The sequence below is a fragment of the Methyloceanibacter sp. genome, assembly GCF_050728395.1.
Lineage (GTDB): Bacteria > Pseudomonadota > Alphaproteobacteria > Rhizobiales > Methyloligellaceae > Methyloceanibacter.
The window spans coordinates 1-2995 of the sequence record NZ_JBOHJB010000170.1 but is presented as its reverse complement, the minus strand read 5'-3'; the positions used below and the strand labels follow the sequence as shown (position 1 = coordinate 2995).

At 65.3% G+C, this 2995-nt stretch carries 4 protein-coding genes; all 4 read left to right on the top strand.

Features of this window, described 5'->3' with window-relative positions; all coding sequences use genetic code 11:
• The coding region (locus ACREC7_RS16185) for a class I tRNA ligase family protein (protein WP_431556718.1) at positions 1-948 on the top strand (948 nt) is incomplete at its 5' end.
• On the top strand, positions 935-1444 hold the full coding sequence (gene lptE / locus ACREC7_RS16180; RefSeq protein ID WP_431556717.1) for an LPS assembly lipoprotein LptE: 510 nt from the start codon (positions 935-937) through the stop codon (positions 1442-1444). The genes ACREC7_RS16185 and lptE, both read left to right, overlap by 14 nt.
• 33 nt (positions 1445-1477) lie before the next feature.
• Entirely contained in the window at positions 1478-2524 is a 1047-nt protein-coding gene (holA, locus tag ACREC7_RS16175; protein WP_431556716.1) for a DNA polymerase III subunit delta, read from the top strand.
• 6 nt (positions 2525-2530) lie between these two features.
• Positions 2531-2995 (top strand): orotate phosphoribosyltransferase (locus tag ACREC7_RS16170; RefSeq protein ID WP_431556715.1); only part of this gene is annotated, 465 nt, incomplete at its 3' end.

Sequence of the window (2995 nt, the reverse complement as noted above, 5' to 3'; positions counted from 1 at the left end):
CTCTACGCGCGCTTCTTCACCCGCGCCATGCACAAGACCGGGCATTCGCCGATCGACGAGCCGTTCAAGGGTCTGTTCACGCAAGGGATGGTCACGCATGAGACCTACAAGGACGCGCATGGCAAATGGGTGATGCCGAATGAGGTCGCGCTTCGCGACGGCAAGGCCGTGCTCGCCGCGACCGGCGAGCCGATCACCGTCGGACCCATCGAATCGATGTCGAAGTCGAAAAAGAACGTGGTCGATCCAGACGACATCATCGCCGCCTACGGCGCCGACACCGCGCGCTGGTTCATGCTGTCGGACACGCCGCCGGAGCGCGACATCGAGTGGACCGCTTCCGGCGTCGACGGCGCTTACCGGTTCCTCCAGCGGGTCTGGAGGCTGGTCAACGAGGCGGCGGAGAAGGGGGAGGGCGGCCAGGTGCCGGCGGAGATAGGGAGCGAAGCCCTGGAGCTTCGCCGGGAAGCTCACCGCAGCGCCGCAGCGGTCACCGGGGCAATCGACAAGCTCCGCTTCAACGTCGCCATCGCCCATATCTACGAGCTTGCCAATGCGCTCTCAGCTTCCCTCAACGCCGCCGGCGAAAAACCCGGCCCAGCCATGCGGGCAGCCCTCAGGGAGGCCGCGGAAATGCTCACCCGAATCGCCGCCCCAATGGTGCCGCATCTGGCTGAAGAGTGTTGGGTGGCCCTTGGGAATCAAGGCCTCGTGGCCGAGCAGCCCTGGCCGACCCCGGATCCCGCACTTTTGGCCGATGATACCGTGGTAATTGCGGTACAGGTGAACGGAAAAAGACGGGATGAATTGAGGATTGCGCGCGATGCCGCGAAGGAAGATATTGAAGCTGCTGCGTTAAAGCTCGACAATGTCGTGCGCGCTATTGGGGGACGTCGAATCAAGAAGGTTGTGGTCGTACCGCAGAGGATCGTCAATGTGGTGGCATAGGCCATTGCTTGCCGCTTTGGCTGTGACCGCAGTCATCGGCCTGGCCGGCTGCGGCATCCAGCCGCTTTACGGCACGACCGCCGGCGGGTCGCGCCTTGCCGCGGCGATGGCAGGCGTTGACGTCACTCCTATCCCCGGCCGCGTCGGCCAGAGAGTGCGCAACGAACTGATCTTCGAGAACACCGGCGGCAGCGGACAGCCCGGGACGGCCTACAAGCTCGACATCGTCATCAAGGAAAGCGTGATCAACGAGCTCGTCAAGATTACCGGCGACGCCAAGGGCCAGGTCTATGAGCTCGACGCCACATTCAAGCTGATCGGCAATGACGGCAGGGTCTTGCTCGAAGGCAAGGCGACGTCGCGGGCGTCCTATGAGCGCTTCGAGACGATCTTCTCCAACGTGCGTGCCCGCAACGACGCGGAGAACCGCGCAGCGCGCACCGTCGCCGAAAGCATCAAGGTCCGTATCGCCGCCTATCTGTCGCAGGCGGCCTAACGCACGTCTCGGCACGACGGCCGTTCCCTCGCCATGGTCGCTTACAAGACCGGATCGTTTCAGCGCATCCTCAAGTCTCTCGAACCGGAGTGCCGCGCGGCTCTTGTCTACGGCCCCGACGCAGGGCTCGTTGCCGAGCGCGCCGCGGCGCTCGTCGATGCCTTCGCCGGCAAGCGACGCAAAGAGGCGACGGAGATCGTTCGCCTCGATGAAAGAGATTTGACCGAAGATCCGGCGCGGCTCGAGGTCGAGCTTCGCACCATCCCGATGTTCGCCGAGGGGAAGGTTGTCAGAGTCTCCGCCGGAGCGAGGCTCGACGTTCCCATGCTGAAGGCGTTGCTCGAAGCGCCGCTCGCCGGAGCGCTGGTCATCGAGGCGGCGGCGCTCAGGCCCGACTCGGCATTGCGCAAATTGTTCGAAAGCCACAAGACGGCAGCGGCACTGCCAAGCTACAGCGACGAGCGCTCGGCCTCCGAGCTGATCGACGAGGAGCTCGACAAGGCGGACCTCAAGATCGACAGCGACACGCGCAGCTATCTGATGACGCGGCTCGGTGCCGATCAAGCTCTGTCGCGCGCCGAGGTCGCCAAGCTTGCCCTGTTCGCCAGCGGCCACGGACGCATCGCGCCGGAGGACATCGATGCGATCGTCGGCGACAGTGCCGAGATCGCGGTCGAGACCTTCGTGTACGAGGTCAGCGGCGGTGAAGCGAAGGAGGCGCTTCGCCAGCTGGCAAGGCTTGCCGCAGCGGGAACCGAACCGTCGGTCGCGCTCTCGGCACTTGGGCGCCACTTCACGCAGCTCCACCGCATCGCCTCGGCGCAAGGAGCGGGCGTCACTATCGAGCAGGCACTGCGGCAGCTCAGGCCGCGCCCGCATTTCAAGCGCGAGAAGGCGTTCGTCGCCGACAGCCGCCGCATCGGTGCCCAGCGGCTGCTCGAAGCACTGCCGCTCATTCAGGATGCGGTAAAACGAGCGCGCCTCAATCCGGACCTCGAGCGCGCCGTGGCCGAGCGGCTGGTCCTGGCGCTGACGAGGCGAGGGGACGCCCGCCGGGCGTCCAACACGAGCGAGCCTTAGCGTCACGTGAAGCGTGTTGCGGCCGGATCGAAACCGGTGTACCCGCGCGTCAAGCGCTTCGTGGTGAGGACGATCATGGACCAGCGGCAGAGCAGCCTCGATCTGCGTGGACGGCTCTTCGATCTGATCAAGGAGCGCTCGTTCCGCCGCGGCAACTTCACTTTGGCCTCGGGCAAAGAGAGCGCCTATTATTTCGACAGCAAGCCCACCATGCTGCATCCCGAGGGCGCGACCCTTCTCGCCGCGTTGATCGTCGACGCGCTTGCCGGCGTGAACGCCGATTGCGTCGGCGGCCTGGAGATGGGCGCCATTCCTCTCATCGCGCCGGTGGCGATGCGCAGCCATGAGGCCGGGCGTCCGCTGCATGGCTTCTTCGTGCGCAAGGCGCCGAAGGACCACGGCACCAGGCAGCGCATCGAGGGCCTCGACCTAGCGGGCAAGACCGCGGTCATTCTGGAGGACGTCACCACC